Annotated in this window: 22 protein-coding genes; 11 read left to right on the forward strand and 11 right to left on the reverse strand. The window is 65.7% G+C overall.

Annotated elements, in window-relative coordinates; translation table 11 throughout:
• Nucleotides 1–8 precede the first annotated feature (8 nt).
• The 5 genes from DID99_RS13290 to DID99_RS13310 all read right to left on the reverse strand — a co-directional run bounded on the left by DID99_RS13290 (nt 9) and on the right by DID99_RS13310 (nt 6,057).
• Nucleotides 9–377 carry a YbjQ family protein gene (locus DID99_RS13290; protein ID WP_124485163.1) on the reverse strand — a complete coding sequence of 123 codons (369 nt, stop codon included), beginning with the start codon at nt 375–377 and terminating at the stop codon, nt 9–11.
• 119 nt (nt 378–496) lie between these two features.
• Nucleotides 497–1,750, reverse strand: coding sequence for a M20/M25/M40 family metallo-hydrolase (locus tag DID99_RS13295; RefSeq protein ID WP_124666903.1), 1,254 nt, complete (start codon nt 1,748–1,750; stop codon nt 497–499).
• 76 nt (nt 1,751–1,826) lie between these two features.
• The gene (locus tag DID99_RS13300; RefSeq protein ID WP_124666904.1) at nt 1,827–3,539 is read right to left on the reverse strand and encodes a M36 family metallopeptidase; all 1,713 of its coding nucleotides are present in this window, start codon (nt 3,537–3,539) and stop codon (nt 1,827–1,829) included.
• A 473-nt stretch (nt 3,540–4,012) separates the two neighbouring features.
• A complete protein-coding gene (locus tag DID99_RS13305; RefSeq protein ID WP_044847758.1) occupies nt 4,013–4,957 on the reverse strand; it encodes a GlxA family transcriptional regulator in 945 nt (314 codons plus the stop codon).
• 137 nt (nt 4,958–5,094) lie between these two features.
• Entirely contained in the window at nt 5,095–6,057 is a 963-nt protein-coding gene (locus DID99_RS13310) for a helix-turn-helix domain-containing protein (protein ID WP_124666905.1), read from the reverse strand.
• Between the two features lie 241 nt (nt 6,058–6,298).
• Here DID99_RS13310 and DID99_RS13315 point away from each other — a divergent pair, with 241 nt between their 5' ends.
• The 7 genes from DID99_RS13315 (at nt 6,299) to DID99_RS13345 (ending at nt 10,773) form a co-directional block, all read left to right on the forward strand.
• On the forward strand, nt 6,299–7,456 hold the full coding sequence (locus tag DID99_RS13315; protein WP_124666906.1) for an amine dehydrogenase large subunit: 1,158 nt from the start codon (nt 6,299–6,301) through the stop codon (nt 7,454–7,456).
• 7 nt (nt 7,457–7,463) lie between these two features.
• Complete coding sequence (locus DID99_RS13320) at nt 7,464–8,021, forward strand: MauE/DoxX family redox-associated membrane protein (protein WP_124666907.1); 558 nt, start codon at nt 7,464–7,466, stop codon at nt 8,019–8,021.
• On the forward strand, nt 8,018–8,653 hold the full coding sequence (mauD, locus tag DID99_RS13325) for a methylamine dehydrogenase accessory protein MauD (RefSeq protein ID WP_124666908.1): 636 nt from the start codon (nt 8,018–8,020) through the stop codon (nt 8,651–8,653). The genes DID99_RS13320 and mauD overlap by 4 nt, the downstream gene beginning before the upstream one ends.
• Nucleotides 8,654–8,692: 39 nt before the next feature.
• A complete protein-coding gene (locus tag DID99_RS13330) occupies nt 8,693–9,238 on the forward strand; it encodes a methylamine dehydrogenase light chain (protein WP_044847763.1) in 546 nt (181 codons plus the stop codon).
• Nucleotides 9,235–9,738 carry a cytochrome c gene (locus DID99_RS13335; protein WP_124666909.1) on the forward strand — a complete coding sequence of 168 codons (504 nt, stop codon included), beginning with the start codon at nt 9,235–9,237 and terminating at the stop codon, nt 9,736–9,738. The genes DID99_RS13330 and DID99_RS13335 overlap by 4 nt, the downstream gene beginning before the upstream one ends.
• Before the next feature lie 41 nt (nt 9,739–9,779).
• Nucleotides 9,780–10,262 (forward strand): cytochrome c, encoded by a 483-nt coding sequence (locus DID99_RS13340; RefSeq protein ID WP_185733771.1) that lies wholly within the window; start codon nt 9,780–9,782, stop codon nt 10,260–10,262.
• 133 nt (nt 10,263–10,395) lie between these two features.
• Nucleotides 10,396–10,773 (forward strand): RidA family protein, encoded by a 378-nt coding sequence (locus tag DID99_RS13345; protein ID WP_044847766.1) that lies wholly within the window; start codon nt 10,396–10,398, stop codon nt 10,771–10,773.
• Between the two features lie 37 nt (nt 10,774–10,810).
• Here the strand turns inward: DID99_RS13345 and DID99_RS13350 are convergent, their stop codons facing one another.
• From DID99_RS13350 to DID99_RS13375, 6 genes are all read right to left on the reverse strand, one after another.
• Nucleotides 10,811–12,337: a CYTH and CHAD domain-containing protein gene (locus tag DID99_RS13350; RefSeq protein WP_124666911.1), complete on the reverse strand. Its 1,527-nt coding sequence runs from the start codon at nt 12,335–12,337 to the stop codon at nt 10,811–10,813.
• Nucleotides 12,338–12,362: 25 nt separating this feature from the next.
• Entirely contained in the window at nt 12,363–14,150 is a 1,788-nt protein-coding gene (locus tag DID99_RS13355) for a SulP family inorganic anion transporter (protein ID WP_124666912.1), read from the reverse strand.
• 237 nt (nt 14,151–14,387) lie between these two features.
• Nucleotides 14,388–15,362, reverse strand: a complete 975-nt coding sequence (locus DID99_RS13360) for an alpha/beta fold hydrolase (protein WP_124666913.1) — start codon at nt 15,360–15,362, stop codon at nt 14,388–14,390.
• An 82-nt stretch (nt 15,363–15,444) separates the two neighbouring features.
• Nucleotides 15,445–15,783, reverse strand: a complete 339-nt coding sequence (locus DID99_RS13365; RefSeq protein WP_124666914.1) for a muconolactone Delta-isomerase family protein — start codon at nt 15,781–15,783, stop codon at nt 15,445–15,447.
• A 43-nt stretch (nt 15,784–15,826) separates the two neighbouring features.
• Complete coding sequence (locus DID99_RS13370) at nt 15,827–16,303, reverse strand: hypothetical protein (protein WP_124666915.1); 477 nt, start codon at nt 16,301–16,303, stop codon at nt 15,827–15,829.
• Between the two features lie 5 nt (nt 16,304–16,308).
• Nucleotides 16,309–16,854, reverse strand: a complete 546-nt coding sequence (locus tag DID99_RS13375; RefSeq protein ID WP_124666916.1) for a tautomerase family protein — start codon at nt 16,852–16,854, stop codon at nt 16,309–16,311.
• A 104-nt stretch (nt 16,855–16,958) separates the two neighbouring features.
• Here DID99_RS13375 and DID99_RS13380 point away from each other — a divergent pair, with 104 nt between their 5' ends.
• From DID99_RS13380 to DID99_RS13395, 4 genes are all read left to right on the forward strand, one after another.
• Nucleotides 16,959–17,996, forward strand: a complete 1,038-nt coding sequence (locus DID99_RS13380) for a GlxA family transcriptional regulator (protein ID WP_044847771.1) — start codon at nt 16,959–16,961, stop codon at nt 17,994–17,996.
• Between the two features lie 201 nt (nt 17,997–18,197).
• Nucleotides 18,198–19,190, forward strand: a complete 993-nt coding sequence (locus tag DID99_RS13385; RefSeq protein ID WP_044847772.1) for a carbon-nitrogen hydrolase family protein — start codon at nt 18,198–18,200, stop codon at nt 19,188–19,190.
• Nucleotides 19,191–19,369: 179 nt separating this feature from the next.
• The gene (locus DID99_RS13390) at nt 19,370–20,749 is read left to right on the forward strand and encodes an epoxide hydrolase family protein (protein WP_124521562.1); all 1,380 of its coding nucleotides are present in this window, start codon (nt 19,370–19,372) and stop codon (nt 20,747–20,749) included.
• Nucleotides 20,750–20,925: 176 nt separating this feature from the next.
• Complete coding sequence (locus tag DID99_RS13395; protein ID WP_124666917.1) at nt 20,926–21,558, forward strand: LysE family translocator; 633 nt, start codon at nt 20,926–20,928, stop codon at nt 21,556–21,558.
• Nucleotides 21,559–21,735 lie beyond the last annotated feature (177 nt).

Raw genomic sequence — 21,735 nt, forward strand, 5'->3', positions numbered from 1 at the left:
GCTGACGGTCAGACGCCGGCGTCGCGCGCGACCTGTACGGCCGTGCCGTAGCAGATCACTTCGGTGACGCCCGAGCCGATCTCGGTCGAGTCGTAGCGCATCGCGACGATCGCGTTCGCGCCGAGCTTGCGCGCGTCGGCGAGCATCTTGTCGAACGCCTGCTGGCGCGCCTTCTCGCACAGCGACGTATAGAGCGTGATGTTGCCGCCGAAGATGGTTTGCAGCGCCGCGCCGAACGAGCCGACGATCGAGCGCGAACGCACGATGATGCCCTGTGCGACGCCGAGCGAGCGGACGATCGTGTGGCCGGGCAAATCGAATGCACTCGTGACGTGCTCGGGCGAGAGGGCGTCGACGGAGCGGGAGAAATCGGTCATGGCGGAGCACCGTGGTGCGGAAGTGGTCGAACGACGATTCTATCCGGAACGGGAAACGCGCTCGACCGGGCGCGCATGACGCATGCGCGCCCGGTGCGACTCGCGCCGGCCGAGGCCGGTCAGCGCTTGACGGTCGTACTGCCGTCGCCGCCGAGATCGACCGCATACGCAAGCGCCAGCTTGCCGAACTTCAGCGCGTGGTTCGCCTGCCGGTCCGAATTCTCCAGCGTGTCGTTCACGGTATGGATATAGGGACTGTCGTTCTGGTCGGCCTCGAACGGGAACGACGCCGGATAGCCTTGCGCATGCCACGACGCGTGATCCGAGCACGCATAGCCGCATTGCGACGTGCCGATCGCGAGCTCGGGCAGGTAGGTCTTCGCGAGGTTCGTCAGATAGGTGTTCTGCGCGGCGTTCGTGTAGTCGGTGATCAGGTAGATGTCTTTTGGATCGCCCTGGTAGTTCGTCATGTCGAGCTGCAGCACGCCGACCACGTTCGCGTTCTGCGTGCGAAACTGCTTCGCGATCGCCTTCGACCCGAGCAGGCCGGCTTCCTCGGCCGCATAGCCGACGAACTTGATCGTCCGTTTCGGCCGGTAGCCGTTCGCGAGCAGCACGCGCAGCGCTTCGGTCAGGCTGGCGATGCCGGACGCATCGTCGTCGGCGCCGGGCGAGCGCGTGTTTTCCGTCGTGCGGCCGACCGTCGAATCGAGGTGGCCGCCCAGCACGATCGTGCCCGCGGCCGGATCGCTGCCGCGGATCGTCAGGACGACGGATTTTTGCGGAAAGCCCGCATGCGTGAACTGCTCGACGGCGATGTCGGTGCGCGAGCCGGCCAGTTGCCGCCACTGCAGCGCGAGCCAGTCCGACGCGGCGACGCCGTGCGACGTCGTGTAGTAGCGGTTCGTGAAACCGGACAGCGACGTGATCGTGCCGACGATGTTGCTGGCCTGCAGTTGCTGGATCCAGGTCTTGATCTGCGGCGCGTTCGATACCGGGTAGGCGGGCACGGCCGCCTGTTTCGCGAGTGCCGCGGGTACCGGCTGCAATGCCTGCCGTGCGTCGTCGAACGAGTCGTGCACGATGTAGCCGGGCCCATGGCCGCGCACGTGGTGGACCGCGTGGGCGAGTTCGCCGAGTCGTGAATCGTCGATCTCGACGATATGCACGGTTTCGCGGCGCACGGCGCCGTCGGCCGTCTTGCCGGCGTCGACCGCCGTGCTGTACTGGGCGGTTGCGCTCGCATCGATGCGTTGAAGCTGGCGGAACGCGGTGTCGCCGAGCGTGATCCACACCGGCGTCGCGTGCGCGGCGGCGGTCAGCAGCATGACGCCCAGCGCGGCGCTCAGGCGGGTCAATGTCAGAGTAGGCATGTTCGATCTCGTGAGGATGGCGATGTCGAGGAAGAGGGCGCGCGCAGGTCGTGCGGCGCCCCCGCCTGCTGCGGAATTACGACTTCTGCGGCACGGTCACGCCGTACGTGCAGCTCTTGTTGTATGCATTGCCGATCGCCGTGAGTTGCGCGCTGCTGTAGCCGAGCGCGGCGGCGGCCGTCAGCACCGCCTGGGCGGCGGCCTTCTGGTTCGTCGAGCTGTTGGTCATCGACAGCCCTTTCAGGAAGGCCTTGTCCATCGCCTGCGCGCCGATCGCGTCGCGCGCGACGAGGTTGCACGACGCCCAGTACTGGCCGGCCGTGTGGATCTCGGCGCCGCGTGCCTGCGCGTAGGTGCGCCCGACGTTCCAGTTCGTCACGCGGCCGCCCCAGTATTCATTGTGGCCGTCCCAGTTGTAGACCCAGTGATACTGCGCGTCGGACGGGCTCCATTGATTGAAGTCGCGGCTGTACGCGGCGGCGAGATAGTCGCCCGTGCCTTCCGACAGGCCTTCCTGCTGCGACAGGCCGCCGTTGGTCACCCAGTCGTGGATGCCGTGGCCGAGCTCGTGGATCACGACGTCCGCATCTTCCGCGTCGTCGACACCGCCCTGGCCGAAGGTCAGCCGGCCGCTGCTCGACGAGTACGACGAGTTGTCGTCGCCCGATTCGCCGTGCGGGTCGTACTGCACGCCGCCCGTGTACTGGTAAGGCAGCGCCTTGATGCCGAGCGTCTGGTTCACGTAACGGAGGAACGTGTCGATGTGGTAGTACGTGTTCACCGCCTCGAAATACAGGTTGCCACGCGTGAACTCGAACGTCGGCGTCGCCTGCGCCGGGCACGCGTTGTCGCGCGGCGCATCGAAGTCGACGCACGACGCATACGGGCCCGACAGCACGTAGCGCGAGTTCGACTGCGCGAGATCCTTCAGTGTCACGCGCACGCGCGCGGCCGTGAGCTGGGTGGAATCGGCGTCGTTGCCGTCCTTGTAGCCCGTGCTGCCGTAGCTGCTCTTCGTCGACGAAAGCGGATCGGGCCGGAAGACGAAGCCGGTGCCGTCGGTCGCATAGAACGCCTTGTCCTCGGCGCGCAGCACTTCGCCGCTGTCCGCGTCGATCAACAGTTCCCAGTCGCCCTTCGGGCCGTCCTGCGGGCGGCCGCGTACCTTCCATGCGGTATGCGTGCCGGCCTTGTCGACGAACGCGACGCGCTGTGCGTCGAGGTTCGTGAAGCCGCTGACGCCGAGATACGCGCGGGCGCGGTCGAGCGCCTGCTGCTGGTCGACCGCCTGTGTCTTGCGCGCGGTGACGACCACGCCGTTGATCGTGTTGCTCGCGACGTACAGGATGCGGCCGTCCTTCGCGACCGTCACCGCGATGTCGCTGCCGTACACGGGCAGTCCGGCCGCCTGCTGCTGGAAGCGCACGACGGTGAAGTCGGCATCGCTGCGCTCCGACGTCACCGCGAGGCTCGCGAGCGCGGCCGGGTCGAGCCCGAGCTGCGTCGCCTGCGACGCGACGAAATCGCGCGCGGCGGCCGCGGGCGTGGCGGCCGCCTTGTTCGCGCGATAGGCGGGGTTGTACAGCGTGACGGCGACGCCGTCGGCGCGGAATTGCCCCGCGGCGGTATCGGCCTTGGCCGCGGCCGGTGCCACGCCGCGCGTCAGGCTTTCGCGCAGGCTCGACGCCTGCGGGTTCGCGACCTTGGTATCGGCCGCGCTGCCGCCGACGATGCCGAAACCGAGCGCGAGACCCAGGGCGAGCGGCAATGCTTTGCGTGATGTCTGCATGGGTGATCCTCATCTCAACGGTTGGACACGCCCGCGCGCTCGTGGCGAGCAGGCACGACACGGCTCGCGCGCCGGCTCGATGGAACCGGTGCGGCGAAGCGGTGCTGGGAGTTCGACTGACTGAGGACAACTAAGCGTCAGGTCGAAACGAATCGGAACGGAATGGCGGCGGGGAAGCGAACGGCAGGCAGGTGCGGCGACGGTGAGGCGAGCATCGTCATGTCATACCCCTCGGAATTGATATCGGTCTGGCAGCCTGCGTGGCGCGACATGCGTCGGGCCCGGGCTCTCATCTCCTTAGGGCTGCCTATCTAATTGCGAGGTATGTTACAGAATATTTTCGGCAACTTTGCAATTTATTTTCGAAGGCCGCTTCGGTCCGTCGATCAATCGGCGGCATTGTTGAGCGAATGGCGGGAAACGCTGCCGGCGCGTGCAATAGCGCGCCGGATTGTACGCAAAAGCGGCGCCGTTCAGCGCGTCGCGCGGCGGTCGCTGCGCGGGCTCACGCCGAAACGCGAGCGATACGTGCGCGAGAAATGCGACGGCGATTCGAAGCCGCACGCAACGCACACCGACGTGATGCTCATGTCGGTCTGCTGCAGCAGCTCGCGTGCACGATCGAGGCGCAGGTTCAGGTAGAAGCGCGTCGGCGTGTCGTTCAGCGTCGCGCTGAAGAGGCGTTCGAGCTGGCGCCGCGTGATCGCCACGTCCTGCGCGAGCGCATCGGAGCCGAGCGGGGTTTCCATGTGCCGCTGCATCGTGTCGATCACCTGGATCAGCTTGCGGTTGTGCACGCCATAGCGCGCGGCGATCTCGAGCCGTTGGCTGTCCGAGCGCTGCCGGATGCGGCTCACGACGAACTGTTCGGAGATGGCCGCCGCGAGATCGGCGCCATGCCGCCGGCCGATCAGGTCGAGCATCATGTCGATCGACGCGGTGCCGCCCGCGCAGGTGATGCGCCGGTCGTCGATCTCGAACAGTTCCTGCGTCGCGTTCAGGCCCGGGTAGCGCTCGCGGAACGCGGCGAGCGCTTCCCAGTGCAGCGTCAGCGTTTGCGATGCGTCGAACAGCCCGGCTTCCGCGAGCACGAAGCTGCCGGTGTCGATGCCGCCGAGCGTCGCGCCGTGCCGGTTCTGGCGGCGCAGCCAGTCCGCGAGCGCACGGTCGTAGCACACGAGCGGATCGAAGCCGGCGACGACGAACACCGTCTCGACCTGCGCGACGTCCGCGTACGCGGCTTCGGCCGCGACCGGAATGCCGTTGCTCGCGGCGACGGGCGTGCCGTCCGCGCTGATCACGTGCCAGCGGTACAGCTCGGTGCGAAAGCGGTTCGCGACGCGCAGCGGTTCGACCGCCGACATGAAGCCGAGCGCGGAGAAGCCGGGCAGCAACAGGAAGTGGAAATCCTCTGGCATCGGGGCGTGGGGTGGAAGCGGGTGGTCGTCACGTACTGCGCGGGCGCGGCACGGCGAGCGGGCAGGCCCGCGCACGCCGCGCCCGGCTCGCGGAAGCCGGACGTTCAACGCACGATTATCGCGGTTTTTGCCGGCGCTCAGCGCGTTTTTGCGCCGCGCACCGTCCGGCGCGCCGTCGTCGAAGGCAGTTCGCCGAACTGGGCCCTGTACGCGTTCGCGAAATGCCCGAGGTGGATGAAGCCCCAGCGCGCGGCCGCTTCGCTGATCGGCAGGTCCGACTGCCGCGTGTCGAGCAGCAGGCGTCGTACCTGCGCGAGGCGCAGCGAGCGCGTGTAGTTCAGCGGACCGGTCTGCACGACCGACTGGAAGCTGTTCTGCATCGTGCGCCGGCTCACGCGCAGCTGCGTGCACAGGCTCAGGATGTCGACGGGCGCTTCCGGGTGCCCGATCACGTAGTCGTGCACGCGCCGCACGATATCGGCGTGGCACGCGTGCGTGAGGCGGTTCGGCGGCTCGGGCATCCGGTAGGTCAGGAGATCGACGAGCACGTTGGCGACCTCGCCGCGCAACTCGGACTGCGCACGCGCCGCATCGAACGTGGCGGGTGCCGACAGCACGCGTTCGAGCAGTGTCGCGAACTGCAGGCTCGCGCGTTCGCGTGCGGCGACCGGCACGTCGACGACGCCGCGCCGCAGCGCGCGCTCGTCGACCCGGACGTCGGCGGCATCCTCGATTTGCTGCATCAGCTCGGCGTCGACGACCACGCCGATCAGCGACATGTCGTCGGGTGAATGCAGTTCGAACGGCGAGCCGCCGCGCGCCATCACGATCGTGCCGCGCTCGATGCGCGCATCGCCGAAGGCGAAGGTACCCGAGCCGGTGAGCGGCATTCCGAATACCGTATGGCCAGCCGGCAGGCGCCCGCGCTGGATGACGCGCACGTTCGCCGCTTCCTGGAACAACTGCACGCCGTCGAGCTCCACGTGCTTGACCGTGCTGCGATACGAGCCGCAGCCGATCTGGTCGTAACGCTGATCCCAGCCGCGCAGCGCCTCGGCATGCCGGTCTGCGTCGTCGAACATCTGGTGAAACACGAGCACGGCGCCTCCGGCGGTCGTTCGGACCGCGCAAGATTAAACCGACCGGGCGGTCGGTGCAATACGGATGAGCGCTATTCCGGCAGGGGTTCTGGCGGGGTCGGATGGGGCGCGCCGCAGGTGCCTTTCAGGCGGTTTTCCAATATCCCGAATCGGCACGCACGCGTTGCCGGTCCGGGTGCTGAACCGATTTATTGTCGAACTACAGTCGCCCCACATTACCTGAATCCCAACTGGAGGCGACATGAGAACAAGGCGACGCACCGCGGCTTTCGCGGCGACGCTGGCGTTCGCGGCGGCGTGGGCCGGCAGCGCGGACGCGACGGAAAAGCCCGAGGAACTGGTCGTGCAGAAGATGCCGCCGTGGCATCCGCACGCGGTGTACGTCGTGGACATCGCGATGCCGACGATGACCGACGGGCGCATCTTCGTGTACGACGCCGACGCGAAGAAGCTGCTCGGCCAGATCGACGGCGGCTTCGCGCCCGGCCTCGCGATCTCGCCCGACCACAGGACCAGCTTCATCGCGACGACCTATTTCTCGCGCGGCTCGCACGGCACGCGCACCGACGTCGTCGAGATGACCGACAACACGACGCTCGATCACACCGGAGAGATCGTGATTCCGGCGAAGCACGGGCAGCACGTGCCGTCGCCGTACAACACCGCGTTCAGCGCGGACGGCAAGCGGCTGTACGTCGCGAACATCACGCCGGCCGCGTCGGTGACGGTGATCGACGCGGTGTCGAAGCAGGTGCTGTCCGAGATCGACACCGCGGCATGCGTGCTTGCGTATCCGTCGGGGAACGACCGCTTCACCGCGCTGTGCGAAAGCGGCAAGGCGCTCACGGTCACGCTCGACGCGAACGGCAAGGAGGTGAAGCGCACGATGTCCGATGCATTCATCGACGTCGACAACGATCCGGCCTTCATCAACGCGTCGCGCTACCAGGGCGGCTATCTGTTCACGACCTACCACGGCAACGTGCGCAGCGCCGATTTCAACGGCGCCAGGCCCGCGTTCGGCAAGTCGTGGTCGCTGCTGACCGACGCCGAGCGCGCCGAAGGCTGGCGCCCGGGCGGCATGCAGCAGACGGCCGTGCAGGTCAGGCAGAACCGTTATTACGTGCTGATGCACAAGGGTGGCGACGGCACGCACAAGGATCCCGGCACGCAGGTGTGGATCTACGACCTGAAGACGAAACAGCGCGTAGCGCGCTGGGATCTCGCGCAGCAGAAGGTCGATCCGCTCGTGTCGATCCAGGTCAGCGAGGACGACAAGCCGCTGTTCTACGGGCTGACGGGCACGTCCGATCTCGTCGTGATGGACGCGCACAGCGGCAAGCTGCAGCACGTCGAGAAGCAGATCGGCAGTACGCCGACGCTGCTCGTGAACCCGTGAGGTCGCGATGATGCTCGATCCCGTACTCGCCACCAGCGCGCAGGCAGGCGCGGCCGTCGTCGTGTTGCTCGGCGCCTTCGCGAAGATGCGCCGGCCCGGGGCGTTCCGGCAGGCGCTCGTCGGTTATCGCCTGCTGCCCGATGCGCTCACCGCGCCCGCCGCGTTCGCGATTCCGCTCGCCGAAGCCGTCTGCGCCGCGGCGCTGCTGTTTCCCGATACACGCATGACCGGCGCGCTCGGCCTGATCGCATTGCTGCTCGTGTTCGCGGCCGGGATGACGATCAACATCCTGCGCGGCCATACCGACATCGACTGCGGCTGTTCCGGTTTTGCCGCGGCCGCGCGCACGAATGCGCCGCGCGGGATCGGCTGGCTGCATGTCGCGCGCGTGCTGCTGCTCGTCGTGCTGGCCGCGACCGCGCTCGTCGAGCCGGGCAGCCGCGCGGTCGTGTGGTTCGACTACCTGACGCTGTTCTCTTCCGTGCTGCTGATCGTCTGCGCGCTGCTCACCGTCGACGTGCTGCTCGCCAACGTACCGCGCCTTTCCCACCTGAGGAATTCATGATGCAAACCGCTCTCACCGTTTCCACCGCCTTGCTGTGGGTCGCCGTGCTCGCGCTCGGCGCGATCTGCCTCGCGCTCGTGCGCCAGATCGGCATCCTGTACGAACGCATCATGCCGGCCGGCGCATTGATGATCGACAAGGGGCCGGCGGTCGGCGCGATCGCGCCCGCCTTCGAGCTGACCGACATTCGCGGCTCGCAGGTGAAGGTCGGCGGCATCGATGCAGCGGGCAAGGCGACGCTGCTGTTCTTCCTGTCGCCGACGTGCCCGGTCTGCAAGAAGCTGCTGCCGCTGTTGCCGTCGCTGCAGGCGAGCGAGTCGACGCCGGTGAACATCGTGCTCGCGAGCGACGGCGATCCCGACGAACACACGCGCTTCGCGCAGAAGCACGACCTCGCGCGCTTCCCGTACGTACTGTCGCAGGAGCTCGGCCTTGCGTACCAGATCGGCAAGCTGCCGTACGCGGTGCTGCTCGACGACACCGGCACCGTGCGCGCGAAGGGGCTCGTCAATACGCGCGAGCATCTCGAGAGCCTGTTCGAAGCGAAAGAGCGTGGCGTCGCATCGCTGCAGCAGTTCGTGCACGGCGATCACGACCACGACGGCCATCAAGAGCACGCGCAGCACGCGTGATCGACCGACCTTCCTTCAACGTCAACGGAGAACAACGGAATGGGCCTGTTTGATTCATGGTTCGAACGGTCGGCGCGTGGCGTCGCGCAGCATAGTTCGCGGCGCAGCGCGATGGCGAAGCTCGGCAAGGTGCTGGTGGGATCGGCGATGCTGCCGCTGTTGCCCGTCGATCGAACCGCGTATGCGGCCGACGCGGCCTCGGGTGCATCGGCGGCGTCCGGTGCCGCCGCATCGGGCGCGAGCGACGATCCGATGAGCTGCGACTACTGGAAATACTGCGCGATCGACGGCTGGCTGTGCAGCTGCTGCGGCGGTACGTCGAGCAGCTGCCCGCCGGGCACCACACCGTCGCCGATCACGTGGATCGGCACCTGCCGCAATCCGCACGACGGTTCGGACTACATCGTGTCGTACAACGACTGCTGCGGCAAGACGTCGTGCGGCAAGTGCTTCTGCAATCGCAACGAGCGCGAGAAGCCGCTGTACAAGCTGTCGCTGAACAACGACATCAACTGGTGCATGGCGAACGGTAATTCGAATTACCACTGTTCGGTTTCGGTCCTGCTGGGAGCGGCAAAGCAATGAAAGTGAAGCAAGCTGGAAAGATCGTGGCCGCGTGCGTGGCGGCTGCCGCCGGGTTTCTGATGCTGCCGGGCGAGGCCGGTGCGCAGCAGGCCGTTCATTACCCGGCGGGCAAGAGCCTGTTCGACGCGCAGTGCGCGGTGTGCCACCAGGCGGGCGGCAAGGGGCAGGACGGCCTCGCGCCGCCGCTGACCGAGTATCCGGGCAAGTACGCGACGGCCGACGCGGGCCGCGCGCAACTCGTCGCGACGCTGTTGCACGGGATGTTCGGCGAGATCAAGGTGTACGACAAGCGCTACAACTTCAAGATGCCGTCGTTCGCGAGCGCGAGCGATGACGACATCGCGAATGTGCTCAACTACGTCGTGTTCGATCTCAACGACCGGCACGGCGACGCGAAGCCGTTCACGGCGGCCGACATTCGCGCGGCGCGGGCGAAGGAGATGGACGGCACGGCCGTTCACGCGCAACGGGCGATCGTGACGAAGGGGCTGGGGCTGTGAATGCGGCCGGCATTCGGCGTCGTGGCGGGCGTACGGCGGCGTTGCGGATCGGCTCGTTCGTGACACGCCGTCTGTCTTCGGCGCTGGTGGTTGCTGTCGCGACATGTGCGATTGCAGCTCCCGCGCATGCCGATGGCGCGGCCGACGCGACGCTCGCGCGGCAGCACTGGGTCCTCAACTGCATGGGCTGCCACACGGCGACGGGCGGCGGCATTCCGGGCAAGGTGCCGCCGCTCGCGAACTCGCTCGGCTATTTCACGCATCTGCCGGCCGGGCGCGAATACGTGATGCGCGTGCCCGGCGCGTCGAACTCGGCGCTGTCGGACCAGGATCTCGCCGACGTACTGAACTGGGTGCTCACGACGATGAATCGCGATGCGCTGCCGCGCGATTTCAAGCCTTATACGGCTGACGAAATCGCCGCGCGTCGACGGCCCGCGTTTTCCGATGTCGCGACGGTGCGTGCGAGGCTCGTGCGCGAATTGCACGAGCGCGGGATCGACGGTGTGTCCGAGCGCTATTGATTGGCGACGACGGGGCGACGCAGCATGTCGCGGCGCTTCGGTCGCGAACACCGGATTGGCAGCGCGCGGGTTCCGCGCTACGCTCGTCGTCATTGGCCGGCGCAGGCGCCAGGCGGATCGAACGGAGGTTCAAATGGCAATCGAATACTTCGCAGAAAGCAACCCCGTCACGCGAAACCTGCCTCGGTCGTTGGCGACCAAAGCCGGCGATCTGGTATTCGTATCCGGTCAGGTGGCGAGAAACGAAGACGGCAGCATCGTTGCCGGCGGGATCGAAGCGCAGACGCGTCAGACGTTGAAGAACGTCGCACACGTACTCGCGCTGGCAGGATGCACGCTCGGCGACGTCGTGAAAACCACCGTCTGGCTCGAAGACGCGCGCGACTTCGCCGAATTCAATCGCGTCTATGCGGAGTTCTTCCCCGAGAACAAGCCGTCACGCTCGACGTTGCAGGCGACGAACATGGTCGGCACCAGGATCGAGATCGAGGCGATCGCGTGCAAGCCCTGAGTGCCATCGCGCAACGTCGATGCGGCCGCGTGCCGCTTCAGTGCGGCGGCGACAGCCGTTTGAAGCGGCTCCACAGCTGCTTCAACGTCTGATGATCGGCCGCGGCACGCGCGGCCAGAAAGCCGCGAGCAAAGCCCGCACCCGGCGCGGCGTCGGGTGACGTGCGAGGCAGCGCTTTCAGAAACTGCTCGGCGACCACGGCATCGTTACGCCAGCCCAGATCATCCTGAAGTTCGGACAGCGCGTCGACGTACGAGCGGACGGCTTGCTTGCGGCACAGCGACGCGAAGAATTCGGTGGCGTACCGGACTTTCTTCGCCGCGATGCGCGCACGGTGACGCCGGTGATCGTCGAGATCGGCCAGCCTCTTGCCGCGTTTGATCAGTTTCCGGTGCCGGCGACGCAGAACTTCGTGAGCAAACGGACTCGCCGGCTGCATGATGGCATCGCGCCGTTCGTCAGGCATCCCGTCCCGCCAGCCCTTTCGGTTCACCCATGACGCGAGCTGTAACGCGAGCCGCGTGTAGCGAACCGATCCGACTGCGGAGGCCGCGCGCTGGCGATTGATGGCGGCAATGCGCTTGCAGGCGTTCCGCACTGAACGGATCTCGTCCGGATTGCCGTTCGTGCCGGCATGGTCGAGCGTCGCTCCGGCAAGCACTTCCCAGTCGCGCGCGGCGCCGAGCTCGCCGGCGATCCAGCGCAGTTCGTCGTCAAGGCCGGGATACGCGGGAATCACTTTCGCGAACAGGTCGAGCGCCGAACGCAGGCGACGCAGCCCCACCCGCATCTGATGCACGCTCGACGGATCATGACCGGACTCGACACCGCGTTCGTTGGCGCGGATCTGGTCCAGGCAGTTGCGCACGATCCGGCAGAACGCGTCTTCGATCGAATCGTGCTTCTTCAGCTGCACCGGTCGCGCCTTGACGGCCGGCTGGTGCTCGGCGACGAGCAGCCCGTACCCGAGATCGGCCTTGCTCTCGTGATCGATGCGCAATGGCGCGATGTCGAGCAATTCCAGTGCGATGCCGTACAGGTTTTCGGGGCGGCCGCGTTTCAGTTCCAGTTCGATCGCGGCGATCGGGACCGACTTCGAATCCGCGTCGACCGTCCCCTTGTCGAGCGCGACCTCGACTTCGTCGCCGGAAGGCAGGCGCAGCGGTAGAACCCGCCGCTTGATTCGCGTGACGAACACGGGCTGAAGATCCGGTGCCGTGGCCTGGTCGCGAACCAGGCGGCCACACTCGGTGTCATCGGGGAGCGTGTCCCGCAGCCGTGTCAGATCGGGGACGTCGCCGTCGACGGGCGTCTCGAATTCGTCCCGCTCGAACAGGCCGGCCCGGGCCGATCCTTCCAGTTTCAACGTCTGGACTCTGTGGTTTCCTGCCGCACGCACCCGCAGGGAAGCCGCGCACCGGTGAAATGCGAGCGTGGCAGTGTCGAAGTACGTGCTCGTCAGCTGTTGAGTCGCACCGGCGCCGTTGGACTGTGCAAGCAACGGCGCGTGGCGCAACTTGTCGAGGTTCTTTGCGGAAACCCGCAGCTTCAGCTCTCGTTCCATACCGCCTCCGATATGTTGCCGACCATCAGTCCCCCGCCGATCCCCGGGAGTCTTCCCAGTCGTGCCACTCGATTCGATGCATGCCCACATAACGACTTACCGCTTCGCCGATCGTCGGAAAGAAGTTGTCGTCGCCGAACATGCTGTACATGCCGTAATGCCTGAGGCTGTCCTTGACGGGGCCTTTCAGCTCCGCGAAGACCAGCTTGACCTGCCGCGCGGCAAGTTCGAGATGCAGCCGTTCGAGGGCATCGGCGGCCGTGAGGTCGATGTCGGTCACGGGCTCCGCCGCGATGACGATCCAGCGTGCCGGCTCCGGCGATTCATCGACGGCGCGCAACACGCGTTCCCGAAAGATTTCGCCATTCGCGAAAAAGAGCGGCGCATCCCAGCGCAGCAGCACGAGCCCGGGCACGCGCCGCGCGTCCGGATGGCGCGACACGTCGTGATAGCCCTTCCTGCCGTCGACCCGCCCGAGCACGGCATCGTAAGGCCGCCACGCGCGCCATAGAAACGACAGGACGGTGAGCAACAGCGCCAGCGCAATGCCGTTCACGACCCCGACGGCTGCAACGCCGACGAAGCACGCCACCGCCTGCACGAACTCGCTTTTGCGGAGCCGATAAAGCCGCACGACGCCGCGCACCTCGATCATGTTCACGCATGCCGCGATCACGACGGCGGCCAGCGCGGATTGTGGCGTGTGTGCAAGCGCGCGCGGCGCGAACAGCAGCAGTGCGGCAACGATGGCGGCAGCCACCACGCCCGTCGCCTGCGTCTTCGCGCCCGCCGCTTCCGCGACGGGCGTGCGTGAGCCGCTCGCGCTCACCGCGAACCCTTGCATCAGGCCGGCGGCGAGGTTCGACAGCCCAAGCGCGATGCATTCGTGATTCCGGTCCACGCTGGTGTCGTTGCGCAGTTCGTAGGTGCGGGACAGCACGCTGATATCCGTGAACGAAACGAGCGCGATCGCCGCTGCGCTGCCCGCGAGATGCAGCCAGTCGTCGAAGCTCACGTCGGGGATGCGCGGCACCGGCAGGCCTTGCGGGACCGCACCGACGGTTGCAACGCCGGCGCGCGTCGACAGATCGAACCACATCACCACCGCCGTCGCGCCCGCCACGGCGAGCAGCACACCCGGCATCCTGGGCCAGAGCCGTTTGCACGCGAGTATCAGCGCGAGCGCGGCGACGCCGAGTGCGAACGACGTTGCGTTCACCTTCGATGCCGCGATGCCTGCGACCACGTCGCGCACCTGCTCGATGAACGATTCGCCGTTGCCCTTGTAGCCGAGGAGCTTGGGCAATTGTCCGATGCTGATCGTCAGCATGATGCCGTTCAGAAAACCGTACCGGATGGGCAGCGACAGCAGCTCGGTGACGAATCCGAGCCTGAGCACTCCGACCGCGATGCAGATCGCGCCCGCGAGTATCGCGAGCGCGCCGGCAAGGGCCAGCGCATGCGCGGCATCGCCGTGAGCAAGCGGCGTGATGCTTGCGGCAATCAGCGCAACCAGCGCGGAGTCGGGGCCGAGCACGAGGATGCGGCTGGGGCCGAAGAGCGCGTACGCGAGCATCGCGGCGAGCGACGCATAGAGCCCGTTGACGGCGGGCAGGCCCGCTGCGTTCGCGTACGCCATGCCGGCGGGCACGAGCACGGCACTGAGCGTGACGCCGGCAAGCAGATCGTGCGGCAGCCAATGCAATCGATACGTGCGCGCCGCGGCGAGTCCGTTGATCCACTGCAGCAGGCCGGCATCGGGCTTGCGGGGCGGGCGGGCCGTGTGCTGGCGGGCACGGCTTTTGATGTTCATCGCAGGACGTCAGGGAACCCGGGCGGAATCGTTCGTTACGTCCGCCGGTATCGTTAAAGATTATGTTCCCGTGCCCTCGGAGCGCAAGCCCGGTTTCACGATGTTGCGTTTCGACGCGCCGGCCTGACAGTCCGGCTACTTCGCCGAACGCCGGTCCGATCCCGGCTGGCGATGGCCGAAGTGATCGGCGGTGCGATTGAATCGCCCGGCGGGAGCGGAGCCGTCCCCCGTTGTCCGCTACTTGGTCGCGCGATCGCTCGCCTCGTCGAACGAAGCCCGAACTTCGTTCGCCGTCCGGGCGGGCGCCTGCAGATGCGGAAAGTGGCCCAGTTCCGGAAGAATCGAAATGTTCACCCCGTTTCGGTCCGCGTACTCGATGCCCATTTCCTTCTTGATATAGATGTCCTTCCCGCCCCACACAACCTTAACGGGGACTTTCAACCTTGCCATATTGGCTTCGAAGTAGTCCTGATCCCGGGTGAAGCATGCGTAGTAGTGGAAAAAGGCGTCGGCCGCGGTCAAGTCACCGTCCCATCCCTTCGCCACGTCGTCCATGAATTCCTCGGGCAACGTGTAGCGCTCGTCATCCTCCATGCCCCGGAAGAACGTGTTTGCGAGGATTTCGTCGCGATTCCTGTTCATGGCGGCGCGCACGATATCCGATGAAGGCTTCGACTTCAGGCCTTGCAGGCTTTCGTACATATATTGCGGCCGGTTGAACGGGGCAAAGTCGCCAACGATGATTTCCCGCGCGATATCCGGTTGTTCCAACGCCGCCAGCAGCGCCGGAAGCGCACCGATATCCGTCGCATAAATCAACAGTCTCGAACCATCGATGCCCGACGTACGGATGTAGTCTCTCAGCACACGGGCATAGTCGCTCGGCGCGTACGAAAAGCGATCGGCGCGCGGACGCGACGATTGCCCGTAGCCTGGCCAGTCGAACGCATGCACCTCGTAGTCGGAGGACAGTGATTCGGCAATCGGCTTCCACGCATACATCGTCTCGGGGAAGCCGTGCAGGAACAGCACGATGCCCTTCGATCGTGCGGGGCGGTAGACCATGCGGCGCAGCGTGATGTCGGCATTGACCTGCACGTCGCCGACGTCGACCGTGGGTTCCGGCGACGACGGCGCCGGCACGGTCGGGCACGTTGAAGAACCCGCAGCGGCGGCGGGAGAGGCGGGTGTTTTCGTTACGGGTCGAGTCATGATCGAGGATCTCGTTCGGTGCGACATCGCGCGGCACACGGTGCGCTTCGCTGTTTAGAAAGATGGCGGGGTGCAGGGGTTTCTACTGAGCCGCCGGAGGATTCAAGAGCTTGCTCAATGGCTTGAGCGGGCCGATCGGGAGCAGCGTGAACGTCATGAGGTGAGCCTTCCCCAACGGGAGTCGTTCCAGCATTTCATGCGCTTCACCCGCGTCCGTCACGTTCAGGACGAACGCGACCCCGGGCCGGTCCTGCAGGGAATACCACTGATCGATCTTGCCTGCGAGATACAGCTGTGTCGTCTCGCGGACTTCGGTCGGAAGAATGGTCTGGACGTGCTGCATGTCCGTGCCGGGAGGAAACGTACCGATCGCCAGTATCTTCGTGATGGGCGTGGTCGGCAACGCAGCGGAATGTGCCATGGAGACTCCTGCGAAAGCGAGCAGCAAGCAAGCTGCCGTCAAATCAAGAAGAAGGCGTTTCATCCTGCGGCCCCGGACCCGGTGGCGGGACGGCTGCCGCATTGAGCGCGGCGGCTTCCCGTTCCGACAGATAACACGCGCGAAAGCGCTCGTCCACGCGCTCGCGCATCAATTGCGAGAAGAGTAGTGCGGCATCGAGCGGTCGATGATTGATGACGACGGAATCCGTATCGCCTTGCTCGTTCATATGGGCGACGACCACCGTCTCGATCGGCACACCGTTGATACGTGAACGATAGGATTCCAGATAAAGATCGTTGCCGATCATGCCTTTGTAAGCATGCTGCTGGAACTCGTAGAGCGAGACCGCGTGCTTGATCACCGAGAGAATGTCGGCTCGCCCGTCGATCGGGCGCTTCAGCACGGTGGCTTCCAGCGTCGCGTTTTCGGCCAGGCGCGCCAGCCACCGCGGCGGACCGTCGGCGGGTGCCATCATCGGGGCCGTGTCGTTGAATTTCATGGCGGTTACTCCTTGCACGCGTTGCGCGTGACACCTGCGTTTGCGGCATCGAGCGCTGCCGCGAGCGCAACGCGTGCCTTTTCCCGGCGCCGTCGCGCAAGGCGCTCGGCGCCCGCGTCGCGCTCCGGTTCGCCCGCGAGCAGCGCGTGGATATCGGGCAGCGTCCAGATCGCGCCGCGCGTTCCCCACGCACCGTCCGGTATCTCGGTCGGAAAGATCCAGACGCGCGGTGCGACATCGTCGAACGGCCGGCCTTCCGCGCGTGCCACGGCTTCCGTGACGCGTCGGACGAGCGAGCGGCGCGATTCGTCGGTGTATTGCCCTTCGGGAACCGAAGGAATGATCCGGTAGCGCACCGTATCGGTACGTTCGCCGCCGATGTAGATCGCGGCCGGCCGGTGCAGATGGAATACGGTCACGCGCTGAACGACCGGGCTCGCGGGATCGTACCCTTCTGCTTCGATGAGGATATCGGTCAGTTCCCTGACGAGGCGGGCTTCAGCATCGGGCGTCAGTGCGTGGTCGGGCCACATCGCATCGATCATCGGCATGGGATGCTCCTGTTTTCGGTTGATCGGATGGCGCCATCGTCGCGGTTTACGCGGGCGCAGGAAAGTGGCAGCATCGCCACTATTCAAGGAAATTCGGACACGCAATGGCGATCATCCGCATCTGGGTCTATGACGGAATCCTGGCGTCCGGCGTCGCGGGCCCGGTCGATGTCTTCAGCGCTGCAAATCAGTTCCATGCGCGCCGGGCGGAACCGGGCGCGTCGTCCGCGCCGTTGTTCGCATGGCGCGTGGAGTCGCTCGACGGGCAACCGGTGAAGGCGGCGTCAGGTCAGATCATTCCGGTCGACGGCAAGATCGACCCGCGCAAACGAGCCGACGCCGTGCTGCTGACGGCACCTTTCTTTTCGCGGATCGACGAGTTCCTCGGGCATCGCGAGCAGTTGAGCGAACTGACTTCCGCACTGCGGCGTCAACACAAGGCCGGCGCGATGCTCGCCGCGTATTGCACGGCGAATTACCTGCTTGCCGAGGCGGGCCTGCTGGATGGCCGCGTCGCGACGACACACTGGGCGAGAGCGGCGGATTTCGCGCGCCGCTATCCGCGTGTCGAAGTCCGCGCGAACGAGCTGCTGCTCGCGCAAGACGGGATCATCTCGGGCGGCTCCGTCACGTCCTATCTGAACCTCGCCGTGCATCTCGTCGAAGCTTGCGCCGGCGGAGAACTCGCGACGATGACCGCGAAGGCGCTGTTGATCGACATGAACCGGACGTCGCAGGCGTCCTTTGCCACGCTTCTCGACGAACACGGGCATACCGACACGCTCGTGGCGCGCGCTCAGCAGCGGATGGAAGCGACATTGCAGCAAGGATTCCGGCTCGGCGATCTGGCGGCATCGCTGGCCGTCAGCGAACGCACGCTCAATCGTCGCTTCAAGGAAGCGGTCGGCCTCGCGCCGTTGACGTATCTGCAGAATCTGCGGGTCGAAGTCGCGAAACGTCTGCTGGAAACACGGCCGATCGGGCTCGAGGACGTGAGTCAGCGCGTCGGTTACAGCGATGTCAGTACGTTCCGGCAATTGTTCAAGCGCAAGACGGGGTTGTCGCCGAGCGAATATCAAGTGCAGTTCTCGCGTGCTGCGGCAAAGAGCGTGCAAGCCGAACCACGCGATCGGCGCGATTGAGCTTCGCGACGTCGCGTTACCGATCGCAATGGAATCGCGCCGCTCCGGGTGCTCCATTTGTATCCCGAAGTATCTGCAACAGACGCGGATACGTACGCATACATATCGCCGACTTTCCGACAAGAACGGGATACGTTCGCCTGCTCCAATGCGCCTGTCGCGAGCGGAGTGCCGCACCGCGCATTGTCCAAGGAGTGTGTCATGAAAGTCGTCAAGGCCGCCGCTGTCCAGTTCAGCCCGGTGCTCTACAGTCGTGAAGCCACCGTCGCCAAGGTCGTGGAGAAGATCCACGACCTTGGCCGGCAAGGTGTGCAATTCGCCACTTTTCCCGAAACGGTCGTCCCCTATTACCCGTATTTCGCGGCCGTTCAGACGGGCATCGAACTGCTGTCCGGTACCGAGCATCTCCGGCTGCTGGAACAGGCCGTCACCGTGCCGTCCGCCGCGACCGATGCGATCGGCGAAGCAGCACGCAAGGCAGGCATGGTCGTGTCCATCGGCGTCAACGAGCGCGACGGCGGCACGCTGTACAACGCGCAGTTGCTGTTCGACGCGGACGGGCAACTGATCCAGCGCCGTCGCAAGATCACGCCGACGCACTTCGAGCGCATGGTTTGGGGGCAGGGCGACGGATCGGGGTTGCGCGCGGTCGACAGCGCCGTCGGCCGTATCGGGCAGCTCGCGTGTTTCGAGCACAACAATCCGCTCGCGCGCTACGCGATGATTGCCGACGGCGAACAGATTCATTCGGCGATGTATCCGGGTTCGGCCTTCGGGGAAGGCTTCGCGCAGCGCATGGAGATCAACATCCGGCAGCATGCGCTCGAGTCCGGCGCGTTCGTCGTCAATGCAACGGCGTGGCTGGATGCCGACCAGCAGGCGCAAATCATGAAGGACACCGGCTGCGCGATCGGCCCGATCTCGGGCGGCTGCTTCACGACGATCGTGTCGCCCGACGGTATGTTGATGGCCGAGCCGCTTCGATCGGGCGAGGGCGAGGTCATCGTCGATCTGGACTTCTCGCTGATCGACCGTCGCAAGATGCTGATGGACGCGGCCGGTCACTATAACCGCTCGGAATTGCTGAGCCTGATGATCGACCGTACGCCGACCGCGCATGTTCACGAACGCGTCGCGCAGCCGGTGGCCGGATATGACGCGGGCGCGGACGATTGGCGTGCCGCGGCTGCGTGATGCGCGGGCTTGCCCGGCCGTTGCCGAACATTCGGCTTGCCGATCGGGGCCGGCAGTCGTCGCATGAACGCGCATTTTTTGATCGCAACATGTGCATATGCATGTAAGGGTGCGATGAGATCTTTCCTTGAAAGGTGTGTGATATGACAACGAACGCTGCCGATGATCGGCCGCTCCTGATGTCGGGCGCCGAAAGCGCGCCTGCCGGTGCCGGTCGCAACGTGACGACGTCGTTGTCGCGCCGGCGCTTTGTCGGTATCGCGGCCGCCGCACTGGCGGCCGGTTCGCTGAGCCGCCTGGCGCTCGCGCAGACCAGCCCGGCAATCGGCACCGCGGAACCCGCACGCGGCGACAGATCGGCGATTCGGCCATTCCGGGTGCATGTGCCCGACGCGCAGCTCGCCGACATGCGGCAGCGCATCAACGCGACGCGTTGGCCGGACCGCGAGACCGTGGCCGACGAGTCGCAGGGCATTCAGCTTGCGACCATTCAGGCGCTCGCGCGGTATTGGGCGAGCGACTACGACTGGCGCAAGTGCGAAGCGACGCTGAATGCGTATCCGCAATTCGTGACCGAAATCGATGGCCTCGACATCCACTTCATCCATGTGCGATCGAAGCACGAGAATGCGATGCCGTTGATCGTGACCCACGGCTGGCCCGGCTCCATCATCGAGCAGTTCAAGATCATCGCGCCGCTCGTCGATCCGACGGCGTACGGCGCGCCGGCGTCGGATGCGTTCCATCTCGTGATTCCGTCGCTGCCCGGCTATGGCTTTTCGGCGCGACCCACGACGACGGGATGGGGGCCGGAGCGCACGGCGCGCGCATGGGTGACGCTGATGAAACGGCTCGGCTACGCGCGCTTTGCTTCGCAGGGCGGGGACCTCGGCGGCATCGTCACGAACATCATGGCGAAACAGGCGCCGCCTGAGCTGATGGGCATTCATGTGAATTTCCCGGCGTCCGTGCCGGCGGAAATTCTGAAGTCGCTGACGGCCGGCGATCCCGCACCTGCCGGCTTGTCGGACGAAGAGCGGCACGCATATGAACAGCTGAGCGCCAATTTCAAGAGGAAGCGCGGTTACGCGATTGAAATGGGTACGCGCCCGCAGACGTTGTACGGACTCGCCGATTCGCCCGTCGCGCTGGCTTCGTGGCTGCTCGACCACGGAGACGGTTACGGCCAGCCGGCGGCAGCGCTGAGCGCGGCCGTGCAGGGTCGCCCGGTCAACGGCCACTCGGCCGGCGCGCTGACACGGGACGACGTGCTCGACGACATCACGCTTTACTGGCTCACGAACACGGGCGTCTCGGCGGCGCGTTTCTACTGGGAATCGCATGCGAACTTCTTCCTAGCGGCCGACGTCGGCGTGCCGGCGGCGGTGAGCGCGTTTCCGGGGGAAAACTACCAGGCGCCGCGGAGCTGGACCGAGAGGGCTTATCACAATCTGATTTACTTCAACAAACCGGCAACAGGCGGGCACTTCGCGGCATGGGAAGAACCGATGATCTTCGCGAATGAAGTGCGTGCCGGGTTGAGACCGTTGCGCGCGTGACGGGCGACGCGCTCCGCCTCGTTTGCGGCGGAGCGCGTCGACAACGGCGCGGTAGCGTGCATCGATGCGGTCTCGCCGGCTTGTCCGAAATTCAACGGAAGATGGCGATATTGCCTCTTTCGCCGGCTGCGCCTGTGTCCGATCATCCGGCCACTTTTCGTTGCGGAATCCAGAACATGACGGCCAATGCCCACCTCGCGACCGACCTGCTGTTTGCCTATGCAATCTATTTCGTCGGTACCGCGAGCCCCGGACCGAGCAATCTCGCCATCATGTCCATCGCGGCGAATCACGGCCGAAAGGCGGCATTGACGTTCTCGCTTGGCGTCCTGTCGAGTTCGATGTTGTGGGCGAGTGTGGCCGTGCTGGGCGTATCGGCTGCGCTGATCGCGTATGCCCCGTTCATCGTCGCGATCAGGATTTTCGGCGGACTGTATCTCTTGTGGCTTGCATTCAAGTCGGCGCGCAATGCGCTCGGACGGGTGCCGCCCGCCGTATCCGAAACGGCGCGAACGCCGACGTTGACCAGCATCTATTGCCGCGGTGCGATGCTTCATCTCACCAATCCGAAGGCGATCCTCGTGTGGGTTTCGATCGTGGCGCTGTCGTCCGGCGGCACCCGGCCGTCAAAAGGTGCACTGGTCGTGGGTTGTGCGGCCATTGGGTGCGGCGTGTTCGCCGGTTATGCATGGCTGTTTTCCATGGAGCCGGTTCGAAGGATCTACATGCGAACCCACAAGGCACTGGACGGGTGTCTGGCCGTCGTATTCGGGGTCGCTGGGATCAGGTTGCTGGCATCGCGTCCATAGCGCGGCTACCCGTCGCGCGCACGACACCGGATGTGCGGTGAATGAGACAAGCGCCGAAATTTCCAACGAGCGGACAGCTTTCGTTAGAATCGTTCGTCTATCAGAGAAAAGCAGCGTTGCATCGGCGCAGCGGCATCCGCTCATGAACACCGCTCGCGCTCATCCCATGTCCTTTAC

It is taken from the genome of Burkholderia sp. Bp8986 (assembly GCF_003854225.1).
Classification (GTDB): Bacteria; Pseudomonadota; Gammaproteobacteria; order Burkholderiales; family Burkholderiaceae; genus Burkholderia.

Excerpts from the sequence above, each read along its gene's own strand:
- DID99_RS13290 (WP_124485163.1), bottom strand. The coding sequence starts at position 377 with ATGACCGATTTCTCCCGCTCCGTCGACGCCCTCTCGCCCGAGCACGTC.
- DID99_RS13295 (WP_124666903.1), bottom strand. The coding sequence starts at position 1,750 with ATGCCTACTCTGACATTGACCCGCCTGAGCGCCGCGCTGGGCGTCATG.
- DID99_RS13300 (WP_124666904.1), bottom strand. The coding sequence starts at position 3,539 with ATGCAGACATCACGCAAAGCATTGCCGCTCGCCCTGGGTCTCGCGCTC.
- DID99_RS13305 (WP_044847758.1), bottom strand. The coding sequence starts at position 4,957 with ATGCCAGAGGATTTCCACTTCCTGTTGCTGCCCGGCTTCTCCGCGCTC.
- DID99_RS13315 (WP_124666906.1), top strand. The coding sequence starts at position 6,299 with ATGAGAACAAGGCGACGCACCGCGGCTTTCGCGGCGACGCTGGCGTTC.
- DID99_RS13320 (WP_124666907.1), top strand. The coding sequence starts at position 7,464 with ATGATGCTCGATCCCGTACTCGCCACCAGCGCGCAGGCAGGCGCGGCC.
- mauD (WP_124666908.1), top strand. The coding sequence starts at position 8,018 with ATGATGCAAACCGCTCTCACCGTTTCCACCGCCTTGCTGTGGGTCGCC.
- DID99_RS13330 (WP_044847763.1), top strand. The coding sequence starts at position 8,693 with ATGGGCCTGTTTGATTCATGGTTCGAACGGTCGGCGCGTGGCGTCGCG.
- DID99_RS13335 (WP_124666909.1), top strand. The coding sequence starts at position 9,235 with ATGAAAGTGAAGCAAGCTGGAAAGATCGTGGCCGCGTGCGTGGCGGCT.
- DID99_RS13345 (WP_044847766.1), top strand. The coding sequence starts at position 10,396 with ATGGCAATCGAATACTTCGCAGAAAGCAACCCCGTCACGCGAAACCTG.
- DID99_RS13350 (WP_124666911.1), bottom strand. The coding sequence starts at position 12,337 with ATGGAACGAGAGCTGAAGCTGCGGGTTTCCGCAAAGAACCTCGACAAG.
- DID99_RS13355 (WP_124666912.1), bottom strand. The coding sequence starts at position 14,150 with ATGAACATCAAAAGCCGTGCCCGCCAGCACACGGCCCGCCCGCCCCGC.
- DID99_RS13360 (WP_124666913.1), bottom strand. The coding sequence starts at position 15,362 with ATGACTCGACCCGTAACGAAAACACCCGCCTCTCCCGCCGCCGCTGCG.
- DID99_RS13365 (WP_124666914.1), bottom strand. The coding sequence starts at position 15,783 with ATGGCACATTCCGCTGCGTTGCCGACCACGCCCATCACGAAGATACTG.
- DID99_RS13370 (WP_124666915.1), bottom strand. The coding sequence starts at position 16,303 with ATGAAATTCAACGACACGGCCCCGATGATGGCACCCGCCGACGGTCCG.
- DID99_RS13375 (WP_124666916.1), bottom strand. The coding sequence starts at position 16,854 with ATGCCGATGATCGATGCGATGTGGCCCGACCACGCACTGACGCCCGAT.
- DID99_RS13380 (WP_044847771.1), top strand. The coding sequence starts at position 16,959 with ATGGCGATCATCCGCATCTGGGTCTATGACGGAATCCTGGCGTCCGGC.
- DID99_RS13385 (WP_044847772.1), top strand. The coding sequence starts at position 18,198 with ATGAAAGTCGTCAAGGCCGCCGCTGTCCAGTTCAGCCCGGTGCTCTAC.
- DID99_RS13390 (WP_124521562.1), top strand. The coding sequence starts at position 19,370 with ATGTCGGGCGCCGAAAGCGCGCCTGCCGGTGCCGGTCGCAACGTGACG.
- DID99_RS13395 (WP_124666917.1), top strand. The coding sequence starts at position 20,926 with ATGACGGCCAATGCCCACCTCGCGACCGACCTGCTGTTTGCCTATGCA.